This is a genomic window from Phyllobacterium sp. LjRoot231 (assembly GCF_964253365.1).
In the GTDB taxonomy this organism is placed as follows: Bacteria; Pseudomonadota; Alphaproteobacteria; order Rhizobiales; family Rhizobiaceae; genus Phyllobacterium.
This window is the reverse complement of sequence record NZ_CAXUQT020000001.1, coordinates 3,739,129-3,760,702: the sequence shown is the minus strand read 5'-3', so window position 1 is coordinate 3,760,702 and position 21,574 is coordinate 3,739,129. Positions and strand designations below refer to the sequence as shown.

At 56.3% G+C, this 21,574-nt stretch carries 25 protein-coding genes; 10 read left to right on the top strand and 15 right to left on the bottom strand.

Translation table 11 applies throughout. The features are described 5' to 3' along the window. Nucleotides 1-232 precede the first annotated feature (232 nt). From ACSQ3H_RS18770 to ACSQ3H_RS18755, 4 genes are read left to right on the top strand one after another with little or no spacing between them, the layout of a single operon-like run. Nucleotides 233-1,729, top strand: a complete 1,497-nt coding sequence (locus tag ACSQ3H_RS18770) for a leucyl aminopeptidase (protein WP_436118432.1) — start codon at nt 233-235, stop codon at nt 1,727-1,729. Nucleotides 1,730-1,782: 53 nt separating this feature from the next. Further along, the gene (locus ACSQ3H_RS18765; protein ID WP_436118431.1) at nt 1,783-2,232 is read left to right on the top strand and encodes a DNA polymerase III subunit chi; all 450 of its coding nucleotides are present in this window, start codon (nt 1,783-1,785) and stop codon (nt 2,230-2,232) included. Between the two features lie 10 nt (nt 2,233-2,242). Next, a complete protein-coding gene (locus ACSQ3H_RS18760; protein ID WP_436118430.1) occupies nt 2,243-2,830 on the top strand; it encodes a hypothetical protein in 588 nt (195 codons plus the stop codon). Next, nucleotides 2,827-3,378: a GNAT family N-acetyltransferase gene (locus tag ACSQ3H_RS18755; protein WP_436118429.1), complete on the top strand. Its 552-nt coding sequence runs from the start codon at nt 2,827-2,829 to the stop codon at nt 3,376-3,378. The genes ACSQ3H_RS18760 and ACSQ3H_RS18755 overlap by 4 nt, the downstream gene beginning before the upstream one ends. Here ACSQ3H_RS18755 and ACSQ3H_RS18750 read toward each other — a convergent pair. Then, complete coding sequence (locus ACSQ3H_RS18750) at nt 3,357-4,013, bottom strand: helix-turn-helix transcriptional regulator (protein ID WP_436118428.1); 657 nt, start codon at nt 4,011-4,013, stop codon at nt 3,357-3,359. The two genes, ACSQ3H_RS18755 and ACSQ3H_RS18750, sit on opposite strands and share 22 nt — an antisense overlap. A 93-nt stretch (nt 4,014-4,106) precedes the next feature. Between ACSQ3H_RS18750 and ACSQ3H_RS18745 the strand changes: the two genes are divergently transcribed. Further along, nucleotides 4,107-5,537: an MFS transporter gene (locus ACSQ3H_RS18745; protein ID WP_436118427.1), complete on the top strand. Its 1,431-nt coding sequence runs from the start codon at nt 4,107-4,109 to the stop codon at nt 5,535-5,537. A gap of 19 nt (nt 5,538-5,556) precedes the next feature. Here ACSQ3H_RS18745 and ACSQ3H_RS18740 read toward each other — a convergent pair whose 3' ends face one another. Together ACSQ3H_RS18740 and ACSQ3H_RS18735 are read right to left on the bottom strand one after the other, a co-directional pair. Beyond that, the gene (locus ACSQ3H_RS18740) at nt 5,557-7,455 is read right to left on the bottom strand and encodes an ABC-F family ATP-binding cassette domain-containing protein (protein WP_436118426.1); all 1,899 of its coding nucleotides are present in this window, start codon (nt 7,453-7,455) and stop codon (nt 5,557-5,559) included. A gap of 75 nt (nt 7,456-7,530) precedes the next feature. Beyond that, nucleotides 7,531-8,043: a DinB family protein gene (locus tag ACSQ3H_RS18735; RefSeq protein ID WP_436118425.1), complete on the bottom strand. Its 513-nt coding sequence runs from the start codon at nt 8,041-8,043 to the stop codon at nt 7,531-7,533. A 90-nt stretch (nt 8,044-8,133) separates the two neighbouring features. Between ACSQ3H_RS18735 and ACSQ3H_RS18730 the strand changes: the two genes are divergently transcribed. Beyond that, nucleotides 8,134-8,826 (top strand): glutathione S-transferase family protein, encoded by a 693-nt coding sequence (locus tag ACSQ3H_RS18730; RefSeq protein ID WP_436118424.1) that lies wholly within the window; start codon nt 8,134-8,136, stop codon nt 8,824-8,826. A gap of 209 nt (nt 8,827-9,035) precedes the next feature. After that, nucleotides 9,036-9,458 carry a nucleoside-diphosphate kinase gene (gene ndk / locus ACSQ3H_RS18725; protein ID WP_436118423.1) on the top strand — a complete coding sequence of 141 codons (423 nt, stop codon included), beginning with the start codon at nt 9,036-9,038 and terminating at the stop codon, nt 9,456-9,458. A 56-nt stretch (nt 9,459-9,514) separates the two neighbouring features. Here ndk and ACSQ3H_RS18720 read toward each other — a convergent pair whose 3' ends face one another. The 7 genes from ACSQ3H_RS18720 to ACSQ3H_RS18690 form a co-directional block, all read right to left on the bottom strand. Beyond that, the gene (locus ACSQ3H_RS18720) at nt 9,515-9,970 is read right to left on the bottom strand and encodes a type II toxin-antitoxin system VapC family toxin (RefSeq protein WP_436118422.1); all 456 of its coding nucleotides are present in this window, start codon (nt 9,968-9,970) and stop codon (nt 9,515-9,517) included. Next, a complete protein-coding gene (locus ACSQ3H_RS18715; RefSeq protein ID WP_436118421.1) occupies nt 9,967-10,209 on the bottom strand; it encodes a type II toxin-antitoxin system Phd/YefM family antitoxin in 243 nt (80 codons plus the stop codon). The genes ACSQ3H_RS18720 and ACSQ3H_RS18715 overlap by 4 nt, the downstream gene beginning before the upstream one ends. Nucleotides 10,210-10,444: 235 nt before the next feature. Then, on the bottom strand, nt 10,445-10,918 hold the full coding sequence (locus ACSQ3H_RS18710; protein WP_436118420.1) for a molybdenum cofactor biosynthesis protein MoaE: 474 nt from the start codon (nt 10,916-10,918) through the stop codon (nt 10,445-10,447). 3 nt (nt 10,919-10,921) lie between these two features. Then, nucleotides 10,922-11,176 carry a molybdopterin converting factor subunit 1 gene (gene moaD / locus ACSQ3H_RS18705; RefSeq protein WP_436118419.1) on the bottom strand — a complete coding sequence of 85 codons (255 nt, stop codon included), beginning with the start codon at nt 11,174-11,176 and terminating at the stop codon, nt 10,922-10,924. 3 nt (nt 11,177-11,179) lie between these two features. Further along, complete coding sequence (gene pgsA / locus ACSQ3H_RS18700) at nt 11,180-11,764, bottom strand: CDP-diacylglycerol--glycerol-3-phosphate 3-phosphatidyltransferase (RefSeq protein WP_436118418.1); 585 nt, start codon at nt 11,762-11,764, stop codon at nt 11,180-11,182. A gap of 206 nt (nt 11,765-11,970) precedes the next feature. After that, on the bottom strand, nt 11,971-14,070 hold the full coding sequence (uvrC, locus tag ACSQ3H_RS18695) for an excinuclease ABC subunit UvrC (protein ID WP_436118417.1): 2,100 nt from the start codon (nt 14,068-14,070) through the stop codon (nt 11,971-11,973). Beyond that, nucleotides 14,067-14,834, bottom strand: a complete 768-nt coding sequence (locus ACSQ3H_RS18690; protein WP_436118416.1) for an SDR family oxidoreductase — start codon at nt 14,832-14,834, stop codon at nt 14,067-14,069. The genes uvrC and ACSQ3H_RS18690 overlap by 4 nt, the downstream gene beginning before the upstream one ends. A gap of 501 nt (nt 14,835-15,335) precedes the next feature. Between ACSQ3H_RS18690 and ACSQ3H_RS18685 the strand changes: the two genes are divergently transcribed. Further along, on the top strand, nt 15,336-15,980 hold the full coding sequence (locus ACSQ3H_RS18685; RefSeq protein WP_436118415.1) for an outer membrane protein: 645 nt from the start codon (nt 15,336-15,338) through the stop codon (nt 15,978-15,980). A gap of 55 nt (nt 15,981-16,035) precedes the next feature. Here ACSQ3H_RS18685 and ACSQ3H_RS18680 read toward each other — a convergent pair whose 3' ends face one another. The 4 genes from ACSQ3H_RS18680 to ACSQ3H_RS18665 all read right to left on the bottom strand — a co-directional run bounded on the left by ACSQ3H_RS18680 (nt 16,036) and on the right by ACSQ3H_RS18665 (nt 18,832). Next, nucleotides 16,036-16,632, bottom strand: a complete 597-nt coding sequence (locus ACSQ3H_RS18680) for a glutathione S-transferase (protein ID WP_436118414.1) — start codon at nt 16,630-16,632, stop codon at nt 16,036-16,038. 81 nt (nt 16,633-16,713) lie between these two features. Next, nucleotides 16,714-17,454, bottom strand: a complete 741-nt coding sequence (locus tag ACSQ3H_RS18675; protein ID WP_436118413.1) for a ribonuclease T2 family protein — start codon at nt 17,452-17,454, stop codon at nt 16,714-16,716. 13 nt (nt 17,455-17,467) lie between these two features. Continuing rightward, nucleotides 17,468-17,914: a hypothetical protein gene (locus ACSQ3H_RS18670; RefSeq protein WP_436118412.1), complete on the bottom strand. Its 447-nt coding sequence runs from the start codon at nt 17,912-17,914 to the stop codon at nt 17,468-17,470. 57 nt (nt 17,915-17,971) lie between these two features. Beyond that, nucleotides 17,972-18,832 carry a 23S rRNA (adenine(2030)-N(6))-methyltransferase RlmJ gene (locus ACSQ3H_RS18665; RefSeq protein ID WP_436118411.1) on the bottom strand — a complete coding sequence of 287 codons (861 nt, stop codon included), beginning with the start codon at nt 18,830-18,832 and terminating at the stop codon, nt 17,972-17,974. Nucleotides 18,833-18,994: 162 nt separating this feature from the next. On the opposite strand from ACSQ3H_RS18665, the gene ACSQ3H_RS18660 reads away from it, so the two are divergent. Together ACSQ3H_RS18660 and ACSQ3H_RS18655 are read left to right on the top strand one after the other, a co-directional pair. After that, nucleotides 18,995-19,837, top strand: a complete 843-nt coding sequence (locus ACSQ3H_RS18660; RefSeq protein ID WP_436118410.1) for an EamA family transporter — start codon at nt 18,995-18,997, stop codon at nt 19,835-19,837. An 89-nt stretch (nt 19,838-19,926) separates the two neighbouring features. Beyond that, nucleotides 19,927-20,724, top strand: a complete 798-nt coding sequence (locus tag ACSQ3H_RS18655; protein WP_436118409.1) for a hypothetical protein — start codon at nt 19,927-19,929, stop codon at nt 20,722-20,724. A gap of 129 nt (nt 20,725-20,853) precedes the next feature. Here the strand turns inward: ACSQ3H_RS18655 and ACSQ3H_RS18650 are convergent, their stop codons facing one another. After that, complete coding sequence (locus ACSQ3H_RS18650; RefSeq protein ID WP_436118408.1) at nt 20,854-21,501, bottom strand: glutathione S-transferase family protein; 648 nt, start codon at nt 21,499-21,501, stop codon at nt 20,854-20,856. Nucleotides 21,502-21,574 lie beyond the last annotated feature (73 nt).

Below are 21,574 nucleotides of genomic sequence, written 5' to 3'. Positions count from 1 at the left end.
AACCCGACTGTCCAATCCATGCCGTGGGAGCCAAGGCATTATTTTGAGCTTTATGGGACGAACCCGTTACATGTTCAATAAACCCGACATATGTTCAATCTAGTCAGGCTTGGCTAAAAATAGGCGAAGAAAGCTAGTTAACAAGGTCTTAGTCAATCCCTTCATGATCCCCCCTTCATTCATCAAGATTGATGATTAGGAAAGTCACATTTTTGTTCAAACCGGAGATATCATGTCCAAACGCCCATCCATCAGTTTCGCAAAATATGCAGCCGTCGAAAGCGGCACTGCAATCTTGCTTGTTGCACCTGAAGGCAAAGCCGCTGCAGAAGCCGAATCTGTTGTCGGACAGGCATTGCTGTCGCGTATCATCGATGTCTCGGATTTCAAGGGAAAACTTGCAACGAGCCTCTCTACGCTCGCCCCGAATGGCACGGAACTGGAGCGGCTGGTGCTTGTGGGCAGCGGCGATCCGGCCAAGCTGAAAGCTGATGACTGGCTGAAAATTGGCGGCGCGGCTTTTTCGAAAATCGCAAAATCCAAGAATGTTTCGGTGGTCCTCGCTCTTCCTGGCGCAGAGATTTCAACCGAAAACGCTGCTGATTTCGCACTTGGCATACTGCTTCGCTCCTACACATTCGACAAGTACAAGACGAAAAAGGGCAAGGACGAGGGCGAGAAGGAAGATAAGTTTGTCGCCAACATCACCATTCAAGTTGCGGATGCTCATGCTGCCAAAAAGGCATTTGGCAACGCCGAAGCGGTAGCGGACGGTGTCATCCTTGCCCGCAATCTGGTCAATGAGCCTGCTAACGTTCTCGGTCCAGTCGAATTTGCCGAACGTGTCGAAGAGTTGAAGAAGCTAGACGTCAAGGTTGAGATTCTCACCGAGAAAGACATGAAGAAACTCGGCATGGGCTCACTCCTCGGTGTCGCGCAAGGGTCCATGCGCCCGGCACGTCTTGCTATCATGGAATGGCATGGCGGCAAGGGTAAGGATAAGCCAATCGCCTTTGTCGGCAAGGGCGTCACCTTCGATTCCGGCGGCATTTCGATCAAGCCGGCTGCAGGCATGGACGAAATGAAGGGCGATATGGGTGGCGCCGCGGCCGTGACGGGTCTCATGCACGCATTGGCTTCACGCAAGGCCAAGGTCAATGTCGTCGGCATCATCGGCATTGTTGAAAACATGATCAATGGCGATGCACAGCGCCCGGGCGATATCGTCACCTCCATGTCGGGCCAGACTATTGAAGTTCTCAACACAGATGCGGAGGGGCGGCTCGTCCTCGCCGATGCGCTTTATTATTGCAATGATCGCTTCCAGCCGAAGTTCATGGTCAATCTCGCGACCTTGACCGGGGCGATCATGGTGGCGCTTGGCGCCTATCACGCGGGCCTGTTCTCGAATGATGACGCGCTTGCCGGACAGCTCTTCGATGCAGGCCAGGCGACCGGCGAAAAGCTCTGGCGCATGCCGCTCGGCACCGAATACGACAAGCTTATCGACACCAAGAACGCCGACATGAAGAATATTGGCGGCCGTCATGGCGGCGCAATTATTGCTGCACAGTTCCTGCAGCGCTTCGTGGGCGATACGCCTTGGGCCCATCTCGACATTGCCGGCACGGCAATAGGCGCGCCGACCAACGAATACAGCCAGTCCTGGGCCTCGGGTTACGGCGTTCGCCTTCTCGACAGGCTGGTTAGAGACAATTTCGAAGGATAGAACAATCAGGACTGGCTTGACGCAAGCCAGTCCTTTCACACAAGACTGCACTTATGACCGAAATCCTCTTCTACCATCTGACTGAATCGACGCTGGAGAACGCATTGCCCGGTCTGGTCGAGCGTTCACTTGGCCGCCAATGGAAAGTCGTCATCCAGACAGGTTCGGAAGAGCGGCGTGACAGTCTCGACAATCATCTATGGACCTGGTCCGATGCGTCGTTCCTTGCACATGCGACCGACCAGGAGCCTCATCCGGAAGAACAGCCGATAATCCTGACGACGGGCTACGCCAACCCCAACGGCGCAACCGTGCGCTTCGTCGTCGATGGGGCCGAACCGCAGAATGTCGAAGCCTATGAACGGTTGGTGCTGATGTTTGATGGCCACGATCAGCAGCAGCTGGAACAGGCGAGGGCGCAATGGAAACTGTTGAAAGAACAGGGTCACAAATTGACCTACTGGCAGCAGAACGCCGAAGGGCGGTGGGAAAAGAAAGCTTGAGAAACTGCTGATGCGTCCGCTGTTGCTACTCCTCTTGATCGCTGGAATTGTGCTCGGGATCGGATATCCCTGGGCGGTCGGCAATTTCTCAGGAGAAGAAATCGGCTCTTGGCGCGTCTATGATCGTCCCGGACCCTACAAACCAGTTACTGTCACTTTGACATCGGACGATGCTCCGGTTCGCGCTTTCGTTGACATGCAGCCGCTGCGCAATTTCGTCCCTTCCGTAGGGCGTTCGGCGCTGACAGCGGTCGTAACACGGCAAGGCAAGGACGTTCTCGTCAAGACCTTGAACTATGAGAACAGCAAAGCCACCAACAAGGGCTCGCCGCAAGGCCCGCAAGTCTATCGCGACAGCATTGGCGATATCGATCCAGTGGATGGCGATTATGCTTTTACCATTGGGCCTGGTGATTTCGATGGCCTTGAAGTGGCGGAGGTTAATCTTGTGTTGCGCAAGGGTGTGACCGCGGTCGACTGGCGCGCCATGCCTGCCGGTATCGCGCTGATTGTGATCAGTCTTTTTGGGCTTGTTCGCCTGAGTCGTAGTCGCCGGGCTGCGCGCGATGTACCAGCTCCGCCCAAATGGGGCAGATGATGGCGGATCAGGCGGGGACCTTTCCGAAGATCCTTACCGAAAGGCTGCGCCTGCGCCGGTTCGAGCCAAAAGATGATGCTGGCCTCCACGCCTGTATTGGCGATGCAAATCTCGTGCGTTATTGGGATTTTTCTGCCTGCAAGAACATTCAGGAGACGCGGAGCTGGGTGCGGGTTCTCGCCAAGACGACGTCACCTGACGAATCCGTCGCTTGGGCAGTTGCCGAAAAGGACACCGACAATTGCATCGGCATGGTCAATTATCATCACCGCGAGCCACTCAACCGCAGGCTGGAAATTGGCTATATACTGAGATCCGAATGGCATGGGCGCGGGTTGATGAGCGAGGCGGTACAAAGCGTGATGTCACACTGCATCGGCAAGCTGAATACGCGCCGCATCGCCGCGATCATCCATCCTGACAATGCGCCGTCCATCAGGCTGGTGACACGACTTGGTTTCGCATGTGAGGGCGGGCCGTTGCGGGATTACTGGCGCGTCGGCAACAACTACATGAGCCCCATGCTCTACAGCTTCATCGCTAACTGACGTTCACGCTTGGTTTCTGTGATGCGGTAGGCGCAGCGCCGCGCCCCCTTCAATATATGTTCGAAGCGCTCGACCTCGACATTCGGCCCAAGCGCCGCCTGAAACACTTCGAGCTCTGACCGGCACAATTTCTGGCAGGCTTTGGCCGCAACGCAGATAGGGCAGTGATTCTCGATCAGGATAAGATCGCCGCCCACGTCCCGGCTGGCTTCGGCCATATAGCCTTCCGCCGAACGAATTTCTGCGAGGTGTTGGACTTTCTGTTCTATCGCAGCAATCGGCTCAAGCACCGTGCGGTACTGGTTCAGCGTCGTTTTCTCCCGGTGCGAGATCAACTGATCTAGCCCCGCTTCCCCAAAGACGGCTGACACCGACGCCAGAAGGTCCGCCGTCAATCCGGCGTGGTTGTCAGGGAACTGGGCGTTTCCGGCGTCGGTCAGATGCCAGAACCGTTTGGGCCTGCCTACACTCTCACGGCTATCTTCGAAAGCGACAAGACCGTCTTCATGCAACCGTCCCAGCATCTGGCGGACTGCTACGGCAGTAACGCCAAGTCTGTCACCAAGAGTCGAAGCTGTCTGCGCTCCAGCTACTTTCAACGAATAAAGCATGCGATTTGTCGTACGATCCTGCATGATTGCATCATAACAATAAAAATTTAAAAAGCTATTGCTTGTTTTATTAAGTGGAATATAAAAAGAAAAAAATTATTAAATTGAGGAAATGCCATGCACGACGCCATAGAACCCGGGAGGACCAGCTGGTCGGAGCTGCTTACGCCCCGCTATTCGGCCGCGACCACAACGCTCTGCTTGGGCGTGGCGCTCTTTGCATTCAATGGTTTTCTCGTTTCCACATCATTGCCAACCGCAGTGCGGGAAATTGGCGGGCTTGAGCTGATTTCCTGGGCATTTACGCTATATCTCGTCCTGTCGATCATTGGCGGTGCCAGTGGCGCATTACTGAAAGCTAGGCTGGGCGCACGAACAGCGCTGGTCGGCTCGGCATTGGTCTTTCTTGCAGGAACACTCATTGCCGCCTTTGCCTCTTCGATGACGGAAGTTCTGATTGGCCGCGCGTTGCAAGGCATGGGTGAGGGCATTATTGCCGCGACCTGCTACGCGCTCATCCCCGAACTCTTCCCCTCGCGTCTTGTCGCCAAGGTTTTCGGTGCGGAAGCCGTTGTCTGGGCCGTTGCTGCCTTTGGCGGACCGCTGGTATCCGGATTGCTCACCGAGCACCTGTCCTGGCGCGCTGCATTCCTCGTCAATGTCCCCATGGCGTTCATTTTCCTTGCGCTGGTCTTCCGCATCGTGCCGAAATTCTCCGGTGAAGTGCAGCGCATGAGCGTACCCTTCCTGCGGCTTTCAGCCATTGGTTGCGGCATCATGCTCGTTGCTCTGGCCAGCATCATGCAGACCGTCGCCATGGAGATTTTGTTCGTTGTCGGCGCGGCTGTCGTTCTGGCTTCGGTCATCGCCGTCGACCGGCGCAGCCGCACGCCGCTCTTTCCCTCCGATGCCTTCGCGTTAAATTCCACCGTCGGCATTGGCCTGTGGATCGTGCTGTTCATGCCGGTGGCGCAGGCCGTCACCTCGGTCTATCTGGTCATGACGCTGCAGAATCTCTGGGGCTACGGTCCTACAAAGGCGGGTGCCTTCAACGCCACCTTCGCCATCGCCTGGAGTATCTGCGCGATCCTCGTCGCCAACCTGCAGAATCCGCGCCACCGCGCCTGGATGATCCGGCTCGGACCGACACTGCTCGTCGCCGGCCTTGCAATCATCGTCTTTGGTTTCTCTGGAGATATGCCGCTGGTGGTGATGCTCGGGCAGATACTCATCGGCACGGGCTTCGGCGTCAGTTGGGGCTTCCTCAGCCAGACCGTAATGGAATCAGCGCGCAGCGGCGAACGGGATCGCGCTTCGGCACTACTCCCGACGCTGCAGTCGGTTGGTTACGCAATTGGTGCCGCCGTGTCTGGGCTTGCTGCCAATGCAGCGGGTTATCCGGAGGCGACTACCCCGGACGCGTTGCGCGACGCCACCATAACCATTTTTATCGTTTCGACGATCATCGGTCTTGGTGCGCTGGCAGCAGGCTATGCCTTGCCGCTGAAAAGGAAGACGCGTCTGGCGATAGAAATGCAAAAAAATTGAGAATAGCTGCGATGGCCGATCAGAGATCGGCCATCGCCTCTTCATATTCGCCCGAAAGCATCAGCCACTCTTCTTCCGCCCGGGCGAGCGACGACTTGGCATAGCCGATTTCCTTGCCGATCTGCGTCGCCTTGGCGGGTTCCCTCGTATAGATGACCGGATCGGCGAGTTGTATTTGCAACGAGTCGATCTTCTTCTGGAAGCGATGCACCTGCGCTTCGGCTTCCTGGATCTTCTTCTGCAGAGGCTTCAAAGCCTCACGCTTCTGCGCGGCAAGCTTGCGCTGCTCTGCTTTCGTCAGCTTCTGGCCTTCGTCCACTGTGATCTTGCTGTTGCCAGAGCGTTCGGCCTTGGCGTCGGCCAGAACCAGCGCGCGGTAGGCATCGAGATCGCCGTCATAGGGCGCAACGCCGCCATCGCGCACCAGCCAGAGCCGGTCCATGGTCGCCTCGATCAAATGCCTGTCATGGGCGATCAGGATCACGGCACCATCGAAATCATTCAGCGCGTGCATCAGCGCTTCGCGACTGTCGATATCGAGATGGTTCGTCGGCTCGTCGAGGATGAGCAGGTTTGGACCCTGGAAGGTCGCGAGACCCATCAGAAGCCGCGCTTTTTCGCCGCCGGAAAGATCTTTTGCCGCTGTGTTCATCTTGACCGTGGCCAACCCCATGCGCGAGACGCGGGCGCGTACCTTCGATTCCGGTGCATCCGGCATCAACTTGCGCACATGCTCGATGGCGTTGTCCTCGGGGATCAAATCGTCCAGCTGATGCTGGGCGAAGAACGAGATTTTCAGGTTCGGCGCCACGGTTATCTTGCCAGTCTGCAAAGGCAGGCGTCCGCCGATCAGCTTGGCCAGCGTCGATTTGCCGTTACCGTTCGAGCCGAGCAGGGCAATGCGGTCATCCGCGTCGATGCGCAGGTTGAGGTGCCTGAGGATGGGCTTGCCTGGCGTGTAGCCGACTTCACCGCTTTCAATAGCGATGATCGGCGATGCCACCACTTTTTCCGGCTCCGGAAAATGAAATGGCATCACGTGATCTTCGATGTGAGCCGAGATCGGCTTCAGCTTTTGCAGGGCCTTCAGGCGTGATTGCGCCTGCTTGGCCTTGGACGCCTTGGCGCGGAACCGCTCGACGAACGCTTCCATGTGCTTGCGATGCGCTTCCTGCTTGGTGCGCTGCTTCTGCTGCAATTCCAGCGCTTCGCTGCGCAGCCGCTCGAACTGATCGTAATTGCCCTGCCACAGCGTCAGCTTGGTCTGGTCGAGATGAATGATCGAGTTAACCGCCGAATTCAGGAGGTCGCGATCATGGCTGATGAGAATGACTGTGTGCGGATAACGGCGCACATAGTCCTCAAGCCACAGCGTGCCTTCGAGATCGAGATAGTTGGTCGGCTCGTCGAGCAGCAAAAGGTCCGGCTCGGCAAAAAGAACGGCTGCGAGCGCCACGCGCATGCGCCAGCCGCCCGAGAATGATGAAGCTGGGCGCTTTTGCGCTTCCGCATCAAAGCCCAGGCCGGAAAGAATCGCACCGGCGCGCGCCTCGGCGGAATGCGCATCGATGTCCGCAAGCCGAATGTGGATATCGGCAATGCGGTGCGGGTCGGTTGCCGTCTCGGCCTCGGCCAGCAATTCAGTGCGCTCGGTATCGGCGGCAAGCACGATCTCGATCAAAGAATCCTCGGTGCCCGGCGCTTCCTGTGCCACCTGACCGATCTTGATGTTCTTCGGCAGGAAGAAATCACCGGTTTCGGCGTGAAGTTCACCAGTAATCACCTTGAACAGCGTTGATTTGCCCGCGCCATTGCGCCCGACCAGTCCAGCCTTGGTGCCGGACGGCAGGTTCAGGCTGGCGTGGTCGATGAGCAGGCGGCCGGCCATACGCACGGATATGTCGTCGAGAATAAGCATGGCCGCGCTTTTGCACGGGAAATGGCTTTTCCGCAAGACGGTCGTACTGCATATCTGCCTTGTGGCTTTGCAAGCCTATGAATAAGGCCTGCCTTCTTCCGTTCGTTGGAACTGGATGAGATCAAAGGACGGCGCAGATTTTCCCAGCGCTGTCAAAATAGAGTGAGCCTGACCGCGATGGTGCGTCTGGTGGTTGAAGAGATGCGCCAATGCCGGCGCCAGCCGCTGGCTGATCGTCCGCATGTCGCTGACCGTCGTATAGGTGAAACGTCCGGCAATCGCCGAACTGTCCAGCCCATTGATCCAGTCGATAATGCGCGCGTCCTCTTTTTGTCGTGCAGCTTTCAACGCGTCCAGTTTTTCAAAAAGGATCGCATCGAGCGCCTTTGGTGCATCGCCTTCGCCGGTAAAGCGGTAGAGCCAGATACGATCGGTCACCAGCAGATGGTTCAACGTCCCGTACAGCGACGAAAAGAACGCGCGCACGTCGCGCCGGTATTCTTCATCCTCAAGCTCGGCCGCCGCCGCATAAAGTCGTTCATTCGCCCAGCGATTATATGCGGCAAGCATCCTGAAATGCTGTTCCATCACATTGACTTTCTGTAAATAAAGGTCAGTGACTTTCTGTAAATAAAGGTCAGTATTATTGACATAATATCCGAAGGAGGAGTTGTTTCCATGGGAATCATTCTGCACGAGCTTGTCGGTACCGATCAAGGCCGTCCCTTTAGTCCTCATTGCTGGAAAACGGTCATGTCCTTGGCGCATAAGGGACTGCCATTTGACCGTAACCGGGTTTCGTTCAAAGAAATACCGGAACTCGAGAACGGTTATTCACCCAAAGTTCCGATAATCCGCGACGAGGACCGTGTTGTTGCAGACTCCTTTACGATCGCACTCTATCTGGAAGACAATTATCCGGACCGTCCTTCGCTGTTCAAGGGAGAGGGGGGCCGCGCAATGGCCCGCTTCGTCGAGGGCTATTCGCAGATGATCATCCACCCCTTCATCAATGTGGTGATCCTGATGCCGGTGCATGATCTGCTTGACGCGTCCAACCAGGCCTATTTCCGCGAAAGCCGCGAAAAGATCTTTGGCCGCAAGCTTGAGGACGTCGCCGCGACGCGCGATGCGAAGCGCGAAGCGTTTACGGCAAGCCTTGAACCCATCCGCAAGATGCTTGTTTCACAGCCTTTCATCGGTGGTGAGAGCCCCTTGTTCGCCGACTATATTGTCTTTGGCGCTTTCCAATGGGTTCGTGTTTTGACGCCTTATAAACTGTTCGATGAAGGCGATCCGGTACAGGACTGGTTCGAGCGTTGCCTTGACCTGCATGGCGGCGTTGCGCGCGAGATCAAGGCGGCGGCGTAACAGACCTTATTGAGAATTCAGCCGGATGAGTCAGCGGGTGCGGCTTTCGACAACCGGAGCGCAGTGGACTTTCTTGTCCATGAGCACCGGAAGCGCAGAAGGTCACTTCGGATGACCATCAGGGTGGATTGGCAAAAGGTCTATTGGCAAATGGGCTCCCTGACGCTATAGAGCCGCCACCATTCCCCCAAATGACAAGGTTTCCCCAAATGGCAATTGAACGCACTTTTTCGATGATCAAGCCCGACGCGACCCGCCGCAATCTCACCGGTGCCATCACCCAGAAGTTTGAAGAGGCCGGCCTTCGCGTTGTTGCTTCCAAGCGCGTCTGGATGAGCCGCCGTGAAGCCGAAGGCTTCTACGCTGTGCACAAGGAACGTCCATTCTTCGGCGAGCTGGTTGAGTCCATGTCCTCGGGCCCGACTATTGTTCAGGTTCTCGAAGGCGAGAACGCCATTTCCCGCAACCGTGAAATCATGGGCGCGACCAACCCGGCCAATGCCGACGAAGGCACGATCCGCAAGATTTTTGCCCTCTCCATCGGCGAGAACTCGGTTCATGGTTCCGATGCCCCCGAGACTGCTGCAGAAGAAGTCGCCTACTGGTTTTCCGGTACTGAAATCGTCGGCTGATACTCCGCTATGTGAATAAGAAAAGCCGGGCGAAAATGCCCGGCTTTTTTATTGGATCAGTGGATAGCCTGCAGAGCTTCCTGCGGGGTCAGATGTACGACACCCAGCGGCGAAAAATGCTTGGTATTGTCGGTAAGGATAGTTAATTGATGCGCGCCGGCCGTAGCTGCGATGAGAACATCGCCGAGGCCTGGATGTTTTCCCTTCGCTGAAACACGATCCTCGATCACGCCACTTGCTCGTGCAACGCTTACATCTACGGAGAGAATCTGGTCCGCAAAAATCTCAATAAGTGTCTCCAGCCATAAATTCAGTTTCTCAGGCCGGGCTGAAGCACCTTTTCGGCGAAGGTTCTGTATTCCCTTTTCAATTTCTGCCACGCTCACAGCAGATAGGAACAATGTTCCTCTTTCGCCCTCGCTTTCGATCCATGCGGCAAATTCAGATGAAACCTGGGGTCTGTCCGGCGCAAATAGTGAAATAATACTGGTATCGAGAAGATAGCCCTTCAAAGTTTGACCCTACGCATTGGCGTTTGATTGCGTTCAAGCTCTACACCACCCGGATAAGTCAGAAGAAATTTGCCAAAATTCGACTTTTCAAGGGGTTGGATATTTCGCGCGGTCTCGACAGAGACAAGCACGGCTGCGGGTTTCCCATGACGGGTAATCGTCACCGTTTCCCCTTTGACAACTTCGTCTACAAGGCTCGAAAATGTCGCTTTAGCGTCTCTCAAATTGACTGTTTTCATGACATTTCTCCATGTAGTTACATGTGACTACAATGGAAACTCACGATGGAAATGTCAATGCTTTCGCTACTAGATGTTTTCGCGTTGTAGTTCAGTAATCCAGTTCCAACTGCACACCGAAACAATGCGAACTGAAAGAAAAAATGTCAATGTTTACGCTAGGTTGTAAGCGATAGCGCAACCAGAAGCAGCACGGCCATGAAGCCGATAACGAGTGAACCAATGGCGAGACGGTTCATTTGGTTTTTTCCCAGCGCTTGAGCGCTTCCTCGTCGTTTGCTTTCGCCTTGACCCATCCGCTTGCCTCGCCACTGACGAGGTGCTGCTTCTTCCAGAAAGGGGCGGCATTCTTCAAATAATCCATCAGGAACGATGCAGCCTCGAAAGCCGCCTGCCGATGGGCGGAGGCAGCAACAACAAGGACGATGTTTTCTCCCGGCTTGATAAAACCGTAGCGATGCACGACGGTCAGGCCCGTCAAACTCCAGCGGTCCAGGGTTTTCTCGGCGATACGGCCAATTTCAACTTCCGCCATGCCTGGATAGTGTTCGATTTCGAGCGCCGCCAGCGTCCCGGCCTCATCCCGGCAAAGGCCGCTGAATGTCACCACGGCGCCGATGCCGCGGCGGTCCCTGGTCATCCGGTCAATCTCGGCGGCCGTATCGAAATCCTCAGCCTGGATGCGGATGAGCGGTTCGATCGTGTTCACGCCTCATCCTCCGGTCATCGGCGGAAACAGCGCAATCTCATGCGCGCCCTTGATCGGCGCATCGTGCTCGACATGTTCCTGATTGATCGCGACGCGGATCACATCCTGGTATTCCAGCGCTGATTCATATTCTTCGCCGCGCGTTTTCAGATGGGCCAGCAGGTCATTGACCGTCACGATTGAGGGTTCGAGGTCGAGATATTCCTCGCCCTTGCCGATCCGCTCACGCACCCATGCGAAATAGACGAGTTTGGTCATTGGTCAATCCACCACGTGTTTCAGTCCGGCCCGGAAATAGTCCCAACCAGTGTACAGCGTAATCAGGGCGGCAATCCACAACAGAATAATACCAAAGATGGTGATAACGGGCACGATTTCGTCGCCGGCAGGTCCCGCCAGCAGAAATGCGATGGCAATCATCTGAATCGTGGTTTTCCATTTGGCAAGCTGGCTTACCGGCACGCTGACCTTGAGTTCTGCCAGGTATTCACGCAGGCCAGACACCAGGATTTCGCGGCAAAGGATGATAATGGCAGCCCACAGCGACCAACCGGCGATCGTTCCATCGGCTGCCAGCAGCAGCAGGCAGGCCGAAACCAGCAGCTTGTCGGCAATCGGATCGAGCATGCGACCGATGGTCGAGGTCTGCTTCCAGATGCGCGCCAGATAGCCATCTAGGAAATCGGTTATGCTGGCAATAGCGAAGATCGCCAGAGCGCCCCAGCGCGCCGCATCGCTGGATTGCAGCCGTCCTTCCAGAAAGAAACACACCACCACGAGCGGAACGGCGATTATTCGGGCATAGGTAAGAATATTCGGCAGAGAGTAGGCGTTGTTTTTGGGCATATTTCCAACCAATCAAAGCGCATGACCCCAAAAATCGTCTTTGATTTTTGGAAAGGATCATGCGCCAAACAAAAGCTACTGGGTCCTTTGTCCGTTCAATTGGACGCACGGCCAGTAGCGCCGATCAAACGGACTTGTCCACGAAAGGTCAAGCTCATCAATGGGGAGTCGGGCGCATTTATGTCCCGATTTCAAGAGTTAAAACGTTATGTACGGAAATGATCGCGAATTGTAATCGCCATCGCTTCAGATATACCGTCGACCTTCATCAAATCTTCGACAGCCGCTCGCGAAACTGCCTTGGCCGTGCCAAACTGATGCAGCAAGGCTCGCTTGCGAGAAGGACCGATTCCCGCAATTTCATCCAGCGGATTCTTGACCATTTCTTTCTTGCGCTTGGCCCGGTGCGTGCCGATGGCAAAGCGGTGTGCCTCGTCGCGCAGGCGCTGCAGGAAATACAGCACCGGATCGCGCGGCGGCAGGGTAAAGGACTGTCTGCCCTCCATGAAGAACCGTTCGCGCCCCGCATCGCGATCGACGCCCTTGGCGACGCCGATGGCGGTGACCTTGTCGGCAATGCCCATCTCCTGCAGGATGCCGCGCACCGCGCTCATCTGACCTTGACCACCGTCGATAAGGATTATGTCGGGCCAAGCCGGGAAGGCATCGGAATCATCGTCGAATTCATCGATCTCGACATCCTCAGCCGGCGCATCCTTCGTTTCCGGTGTACCGTGCTCTTTGACCAGTCGGCTGAAACGCCGTTCGATCACTTCGCGCATCATGCCGAAATCGTCGCCCGGCGTGATCTCCGTCGAGCGGATATTGAACTTGCGATACTGGTTTTTGACGAAACCTTCCGGCCCGGCCACGATCATCGCGCCGATGGCGTTGGTTCCCATGATATGGGAGTTGTCGTAAACCTCGATGCGACGCGGTGTTTTCTCCAGCCCGAAGGTCTCGGCCACGCCCTTGAGCAGGCGCGATTGCGATGACGTCTCCGCCAACTGGCGACCAAGGGCTTCACGCGCATTGCTGAGTGCATGCTCGACCAGATCGCGTTTCTCGCCGCGCTGCGGAACTGTGATCGTGACTTTGCGATCCGATTTCGCCGTCAGTGCAACGCCAAGCAATTCCTGGTCTTCGACCGTTTCGGAAAGCATGATCAACGCCGGGCAAGGCTTGTCATCATAGAACTGCGACAGGAATGCGCCGAGAACTTCGGCACCTGAGAGCGACGAATCCGCCTTGGGATAATAGGCGCGGTTGCCCCAGTTCTGGCCGGTTCGAAAGAAAAACACCTGGATGCAGGTCACGCCACCATCCTGATAGATGGCGAAGACATCGGCTTCCTCCACCGATTGTGGATTGATGCCGGAATGTGCCTGCACGTGCGACAGCGCCGACAGGCGGTCGCGATAAACGGCAGCCCGCTCAAAATCCAGATCCGCTGAAGCCTCGCGCATCGCATCCGACAAATGCGTCTTCACCGCCTGGCTTTTGCCTGAAAGAAACGCCTTGGTTTCACTGACCAGTTCGTCGTAGTCCGCTTCGCTGATCTCGCCGGTGCACGGACCGGAGCAGCGCTTGATCTGGTAGAGCAGGCAAGGGCGCGTGCGGTTTTCGTAGAACGAATCCGTGCAGGTGCGCAGAAGGAATGCGCGCTGAAGCGCATTGATCGTGCGCCCGACTGCACCCGCCGATGCGAACGGACCGAAATAATCGCCCTTGCTCGAGCGCGCACCGCGATGCTTGAAAATACCAGGCGCCAGCCGGCGATCGGTCTGCTTGGGTGCTGTGAGAAGGATGTACGGGAACGATTTGTCGTCCCGCATCAACACATTAAAACGCGGCCGCAAGCGCTTGATCAGATTCGCTTCCAGCAGCAGCGCTTCCGTCTCCGTGCGGGTGACGACGAACTCCATTTTCATGGTCTCGCGAATCATCCGCGCGATGCGATTATTGTGGCCCTGACCGCGCGCGTAATTGGAAACGCGCTTCTTCAAGCTGTGCGCCTTGCCGACGTAGAGCACATCACCGGCTTCGTTGAACATGCGATAGACGCCCGGCTTGTTCGGCAGGCGCTTGACCAGCGCAGCGATCACGTCAGCGCCGCTGGTTCCATCGCTGACAATCGTTGAATCCCACTCGATTGCGCTGATCAGCGCCGCAACGTCACGCACAGGTTCGTTGCTTTCCTCGATGGGCTCATCCAGGTCCTCATCGACGGGCAAATCGATATCGTCTTCTTTCACATCGCCGGAAAGAAGCTGTTTCGGACTGGTTTGATTAGCAGGGTCGCTCATTCATCAATTCCTGATACATCCGGCGTCTCCCACGCCAGATGCTGCCCGCCATCGAGAGCGATCATTTGCCCCGTAATGGAGCGTGTTTCCCACAAATAGCGGATTGTACGGCCGAATTCTGACAGATCAGGCCCATGTTTCAACAGGAGCGTGCTCACCTGGCGTTCGAAGTCTTCTCTGCTCTGCCTGTCACTCGGCATGGCCGGTCCCGGAGCAATGCCGTTGACGCGGATCCGCGGTGCGAGAGCTTGGGCGAGCGTCTGCGTTGCGGTCCACAGCGCTGATTTTGACAACGTATAGGAGATGAATTTCGGCATGAGTTTCCAAACACGCTGATCGATCATATTGACAACCAGACCATCCTTACCTGCCGGCAGCGCCGCTGCCATTGCATCCGCCAGGAGCACGGGTGCCTTGACGTGGACGGCGAAATGCCTGTCCCAGATGGTGTCATCCGCCAGATTGCCGATGCCGTCCTCCTGAAAAATCGACGCGTTGTTGACCAGCAATTGTACCGGCCCAAGTTGATCCTGTGCGTCGCGAACAAGGCGGCGCACTGCATTGCTGTCGGCAAGATCGGCCTGCACGACACAGGCCGTGCCACCCGCCGCATAGATGTCCGTTAAAAGCTCTTCGCCATCATCGCGCGAACGATTGCAATGAATTGCTACCGCAAAGCCATGTGCAGCCAGATCCTGGACAATCGCCTTGCCGATCCGCTTTGCGCCACCGGTTACAAGAACAACGGGCTGATCAGTCTTCAAGTTGTGGCTCCTTCATGCGGCGATTCAGTCACGAATATAGGGATCGCGGCTTGAAAGCGCGAGAGTGAAAGGCCGGTCGAGTGTCAGTAATGAACAGATGCAGTCGATCATCGAAGTCCGGCTGGGCCAGGACGGTTGGAGTCCGTATAGCGCCACAAAATCCTCTTGCAATCCAAGACGAACGCAAATCTTAAGCATCCATTAGGTGTATTATATTGCGCTGCAATATTGAGAGACTGTCGATTAAATTTTTCTCAAATATCGATTGGTGTCTATTTTACCAGCCTATTTTGAGACCATTGAAATCATTGGGAAATTCGCGCTGTTGCATAAAAAACACATCGCATTTCCGCCATTTTCTCGACAGTTTCTTTTCACAGTCCGGAGCAAGTGCCGCCACAATGCGGGACGAATGTCTGCCTCGTCAAGCGGACGCAATTCTTGGTTTTTCCCCCGACCAGTGCCCGCTCCGTGTAAAAGAGTTTAAAAAAGGAGATTGCCATGCGCACTCTTAAAACAACGATCCTCGCTTCGGCGGCTGTGCTCACGCTCTCCGCCCCGGTATTCGCCGCCGACGCCATCCAGGAACAGCCACCAGCACCAGCTCCTATCGAAGCACCAGCTGCGGCTGATTGGTCCGGCGCTTACCTCGGCGCTTATGGCGGTTACGGCTGGAACAAGCACAAGACCAACGATGCAGGCAACATCAACGCCGACGGCTTCCAGGGCGGCGCCTATGGTGGTTACAACTTCCAGAATGGCCAGTTCGTCTATGGTGGTGAAGCCGACCTCGGCTACAACGGCGGTGATGAGACCCGCAACGGCATCAAGGCCAAGCAGGGTGTCGAAGGCTCGGTTCGTGCCCGCGCCGGTATCGCACTTGATCCGGTTCTGTTGTATGGCACAGGCGGTCTTGCAGTGACGAACAGCAAGCTGTCTGCCGATACGGGCAGCGACTCCAACACCCGCATTGGCTGGACGGTTGGTGCAGGTGCCGAAGCCAAGTTCACGCAGAACATCGTAGGCCGCGTCGAATATCGCTACAGCGATTACGGCAAGAAAGACTTCGACCTCGGCGGTCTTGACGACGTTTCCAGCAAGCTGACAACGAACGAGATTCGTGTCGGCGTTGGTTACAAGTTCTAAGACGGGCATGTTTCAAAAGAGCCGGACAGGAAACTGCCCGGCTCTTTTTTTTGTTCTACTTCGGCAGCAGGGCCGCCAGCTCCGGATGCAGCTCCTCGAAACGTTTCTGCCAGCGCTTTAGCTTCGAGCGGCCCTTTTCCCATTTGCCTTCGAAGCGCAGGCTCGCATAGGCGAGGGCGGCGGCAAGCGCGATATGCCCGCCATGGATTTTTTTGCCAAGGCGCGGCGGTGCAGCGTTGAGATGGTCGAGCACGCGGATCGCCTTGCCCCACTGGCGATCCAGCCACGGCTGATGGATCTTTTCCTCCGGATGGAAGCGGCGCTCGTAGACGTGCGCCAGCAGGACATCGCACAACCCGTCGGCAATCGATTCGAGCTGTTCGGCTTCGAGACGTTTTTCTGCATTGCGCGGGAAAATTTTGTTGCCCGACATGCGGTTCAGATATTGCGTAATGACGCGGCTGTCGAAGATAGCCTTGCCGTCGTCGAGGATGAGCGTTGGTATCTTGCCTAACGGATTGGCGCCGATCAATTCAGTCGGTTCGGCATTGCTGTCCACCAGCACGTTCTCGACAGGAACCCCCGCATAAAGCGCCGCCATGCGGACCTTGGTACTGTAGGGTGAGGCGGGGGAATAAAGAATTTTCGTCACGTGGGGCTCCCATTGATTGCGATTCGGTGCCAAACCGTAAACCTGCCATTGGTTTTCGCAAAGCGCGGCATTTTCGCAATATTATTGCACGCCCGGCATTTCCACTGAGCGCCGGCGGCACGACGAACGTTCGACTTCGGGGCAGGAGCGGAAGTTCAGATCCTTCGTCAGGCAAACGCGTACTTCGCGCAGATAATCGCTGTCACAGGTAACGGCGATGCCCTCTTTTGCGAGGCCCGGATTGGCGGAAACGAAAGCCTGTTCTAGCACCTGTGGATTGACGGGAGCGCGCGGCGTCGGCTGGCGATATGCGGACGGAATCGCAACGCGCTTCACCGCTTGGCGCATCACCGAGAAATAGTCCTGCTGCGTCAGGCCAGTGCACGAGCCATGCTTGCGCCACTCATAGGTGACGAGTCCGGGCGATGGCATGATATCGGACAATTGTTTGGCTTGGGCAAAGGGAACGTTCCGCGGCTGTGATGTATCGCAATCCTGCGGATAGCCCCGTTCATATTGCGGCCAGAGCCCATGCACGACGAAGCCATAAGGCCGGCCGGACGAACATTGTTGCTGATTGGCGTTCGGACCTTCCACCGCGCAATAGCTGGGTGACCAGGAAAGAGCGAGGACATAGTAGTCGAAGCCTGTGCCGGACGGTAGTGACGAGGGCCCCCCGGCCTGCCGTTCCACCGGCGCATCCGAAGAACGTTCGATCGGAACGTTCTTTACCGGCGCGTTCTCTTCGCGCAGATAGGAAAGAATTGAAATGCCGATCAGAGCCGCAAACAGCGCATAGCGAGCCAGCCTGCCGATCGGCATGCTCTAGCTTTGATTAGTAGAGGGTGCGGCAGTTGCCGTTATAAACATGCCAGCGATCAAATCCGGCAACGCAGAATTCGACGTTATTGCCGATGCCGACAAAACCTTGGCCTTCTTCGACCAGATACCAAACCGGACGTTGAACTCCGTCCGAGAGATGTGCTGTCGCGCGGCAATAATGGCGCGCCACGGCATTCATTTCCGGATCACGGCTAGGCTCAAAGTGAGTCAAGCGCACATCGCTGAAGTCCTGGATGGCTACCTGAGGCAGATTGGGTACGTGGTGAACCTGATAGGAAAACCTGTTGACGATGCGATTGAGGACGTGTGCCTGCCCGCATGTATCGTCGTAACCGGGGCCGCCTTCGATATAGTCTGCAGCCCTTGCTGGTGCGGCAGCCGATGTCAGCGCCACGCCAACGGCGAAGCCTGCAGCAAGAAACGATGATACGCGTGTCATAGGATCACTCTCCGTGAAATCTCGTTGGTCGCAATCTCAACCAGCCGTTGCCTTCGGTCAAGCGCCAACTTGCTCACCACGTATCCATTCGAGCGTGAAACCTGCATTCTGTCCTTCACTGAGGATTTTCGACAACGCTGGCAGCATGGTGCGCAGTTCATCATCAAGCGTATAAGGCGGGTTGACGATGATCATGCCGGTGCCATCCAGCCGCGGTTCCGGCGAGGGTGCGCGAATCATGAGTTCGGTCCGCAATATCTTGGGAATGCCCGTATCGTGCAGCGCGGTCACGAAACGCCGCACTTCCTGCGGGTCCTTCGCAGGATACCAAAAAGCGAAGGTTCCGCCCGAAAAGCGCTTGTGCGCCCGTACCAGCCCATCGACGACCCTGTCGAATTCGCCCGCCACTTCGAAGGGCGGATCGACCAGAACAAGCCCGCGTTTTTCCTTCGGCGGTAGATGTGCTCCGAGCGCCAGCCAGCCGTCCAGCTTCGTTACACGAACCTGAATATCGCCTTCGAATATTCCCGCCAGCAGCTCAGCATCTTCCGGATGCAATTCCAGCGCGGAAAGCCGGTCTTGGCGGCGCAGTAGATGCCGCACGATCAACGGAGATCCCGGATAGTGACGCATCTCGCCATCGGCATTTTCGGCTCGTACAATATCGAGATAGGGCTGGATCAGTTCCGCAACCTTGGCATCGACCTTGGCGTCGAGCAGCCGTCCGACGCCGTTCTGCCACTCGCCAGTCTTGCCTGCTTCGACACCCTGGAGATCGTACCGGCCGATACCCGCATGGGTATCGATGACGCGGAACGCTTGCTCCTTGCGTTGGAGATAAAGCACAATTCGCGTCAGGATGATGTGTTTGACCACATCGGCGAAATTGCCGGCATGATAGGCGTGACGGTAGTTCATGGTCCGCTTCTCTCATGATGCGGGCCTGGTCGCAAGCGGCCCGGTACTTCGTCACTTTCCCTGATGTTAAAGTTGAGGTTATCGAATTTGCCATCTTTCGCAAATCTGTCATACAGCGCAGCGAGCACACTCGTATCGCTGGCGTGCTGCGGGTGAGCAATAATGTCCGGAACCGTCGTCCTCATTGTGCTGTTTGCAGCACTCATGCATGCAAGCTGGAATGCCGTCGTCAAATCCGAGGGTAACAAGTTCCTCAACACGGTTGTCGTGGTCACGTCAGCGGGCATCATTGCTGCCATATGCCTGCCGTTCCTGTCGCCGCCAGCACGCGAAAGCTGGCCTTTCCTCGCTGCTTCCGGTGTCGCACAGGTTATCTATCTTGCACTGGTCGCCGCCGCCTATCGCAGCGGGGACATGAGCCAAGCCTATCCGATCATGCGCGGCACCGCGCCATTGATCGTCGCCATCGCCAGCGGGCCCCTCATCGGCGAAGTGCTTTCGCTACAGAAATGGGCTGGAATCGCGCTGATCTGCGGCGGCGTCCTCGCGCTTGCACTGGAGTCGCGAAGACTTGCCGGTTCAAATCGCGCTACAACCATCCTTGCCCTGATTAACGCGGTCATCATCGCTTCTTACACCCTCATCGATGGCATCGGCGTTCGTCATTCCGGCGCGCCTGCTTCCTATACGATGTGGGTCTTCGTCCTGAATGCCCTTCCGTTGCTCATCTGGACTATGATCATGCGCCCGGGTGAGCTATGGCCGCATTTCCTCAAGCGGACGCGCCTCGCAACAATCGGCGGCGTTGGCACGCTTGGATCCTACGGACTTGCGCTTTGGGCCATGACCATGGCGCCGGTCGCTGCGGTCGCGGCGCTGCGCGAGACGTCTATCCTGTTTGCCGTGGCTATTTCGGCGTTCATTCTCAAGGAAAGTGTCGGGCTGAAGCGTCTGGCGGCCGTGGCGCTGATCGCGACTGGTGCGGCGGTGATGCGCCTGGCTTAAATTTTTGTCATGTACTGGCAAACATTGGATGTGTGCCCTATCTGCGCTTACGAGTTTTTGCTCGGGCCTATTTCATTCGTGGATAGATCTTGGATATTTGCACCTTCTGGTACGGCCCGTCCCTGCGTTTCGTGGACCAGATCTGTCTGGCATCAATGGTGCTGGCCGGGCATCGCGTAAAGCTGTTTTCATACAGCAAGGTTGATAACGTCCCGGTTGGCATCGAACTTCACGATGCCGAACAAATCCTCCCCCATCACACCTTCGCCCGGATAAACAAGGATTTTCCGGCAAAAAGGCCCGGCGTTACCGTCCTGCAATTCAGCGACCTGTTCCGGATCATGCTGATGAAACACGGTCGGGGAGCGTGGCTTGATACCGATGTGTATCTGCTGAAACCATTCGACCCGTCACCATCTGAGCCATACCTTGCGCGGGAAAACTTCGCCCGGCTCGGCGTTTCAGCGCTTTACCTTCCGCCAGACAATCCGATCATTCGCGATTTCGAAGCCTATATCAACGGAACCGAGATCCTTCCGAACTGGCTAGGTTTCCACCGGCGGGTGATCAAGCCCGCCTTAATTCGTCTTAAAGGAGAAGAAGTCGCGACGGCGATGATCGGGCATACCGTCTTCGGCAATGACGGCATCTCGCGCCTGGCGCGCCGGCATGGCTTCTTCAGGGACGCTGCCCCGAAAGAGAGCTTCTACTATTGGACGGGCCGCGATGCGCTTCGCATATTCGATCCGAAATATGGTCTGGAGCCAACACGCCACAAGGACTTCATCGGGTTCCACATTCACAAGAAGAAGCCGACCAATTTACCCGCCGAGCCCGGCAGTTTCTATCATTGGGCGATCGAAAGGGTGCAGCACCTGCTCGCTTGAACTAGAGCCTTTCATGCCTAAATAGAATCGTTCTGCCGGAGGGAATTCGTGGACAAGGTCGAGGGGTTTGGCGAGGCCGATGCCCTCCATCCGCGAAACAGAACTGTTTCTATTTAGGCATAAAAGGCCCTATTCCGGCCGCATGTGAAAATAAGGCTGCGCCTCTTCCACGGCTCTTGCGAAGGATGGCCGGTTCATCAGCCTGTCCAGATAGCCCGAGACGTTCCGATGTTCGGAACCGAGCGGCACAGTCAGATTGGCATAGAACAATGCGGGCGAGGCGGAGCAATCGGCCAAAGTATATTGATCTCCAGCCGCCCAGACACTGTCCTTCAGCCTGTTTTCCAATACGGCATAAGCGGTCCGCAGCTTTGTCGTGGCCTCTTCCACCCCGAAAGGATCCTTCTTGTCTTCCGGACGGAGCTTGTCGCCGACGATCTTCTGCATATGGGTGTGGACGTGCAGATCGAAAAAACGATCAAACCACCGCGCTTCGTACGCCATCTCGGGGTCGGTTGGCAAGAGCTGTGCCTTTCCGGGATAGTACATTTCCAGATACTCGATAATTGGAGTCGATTCTGGAATAAGCCTGTTGCGCGCCTCATCGCGTAGCAGTGGGAACTTTCTGATCGGCCACATCTCGATGAAGCGTGCATTTTCCGTCGCATCCCCAAAATTGACGATGATTGCTTCGAAGGGCAGGTCCTTTTCATAAAGCGCCGTCAGAACCTTCATGCAGTAGGACGATAGCGGGTGAAAATACAGCTTGAGCGACATCTCATTCCTCCAATTCCAAATACTAAAGTAACTACTTAACTATCAGGCAGGGGCGCGCGCGTCAAGCTTGTCA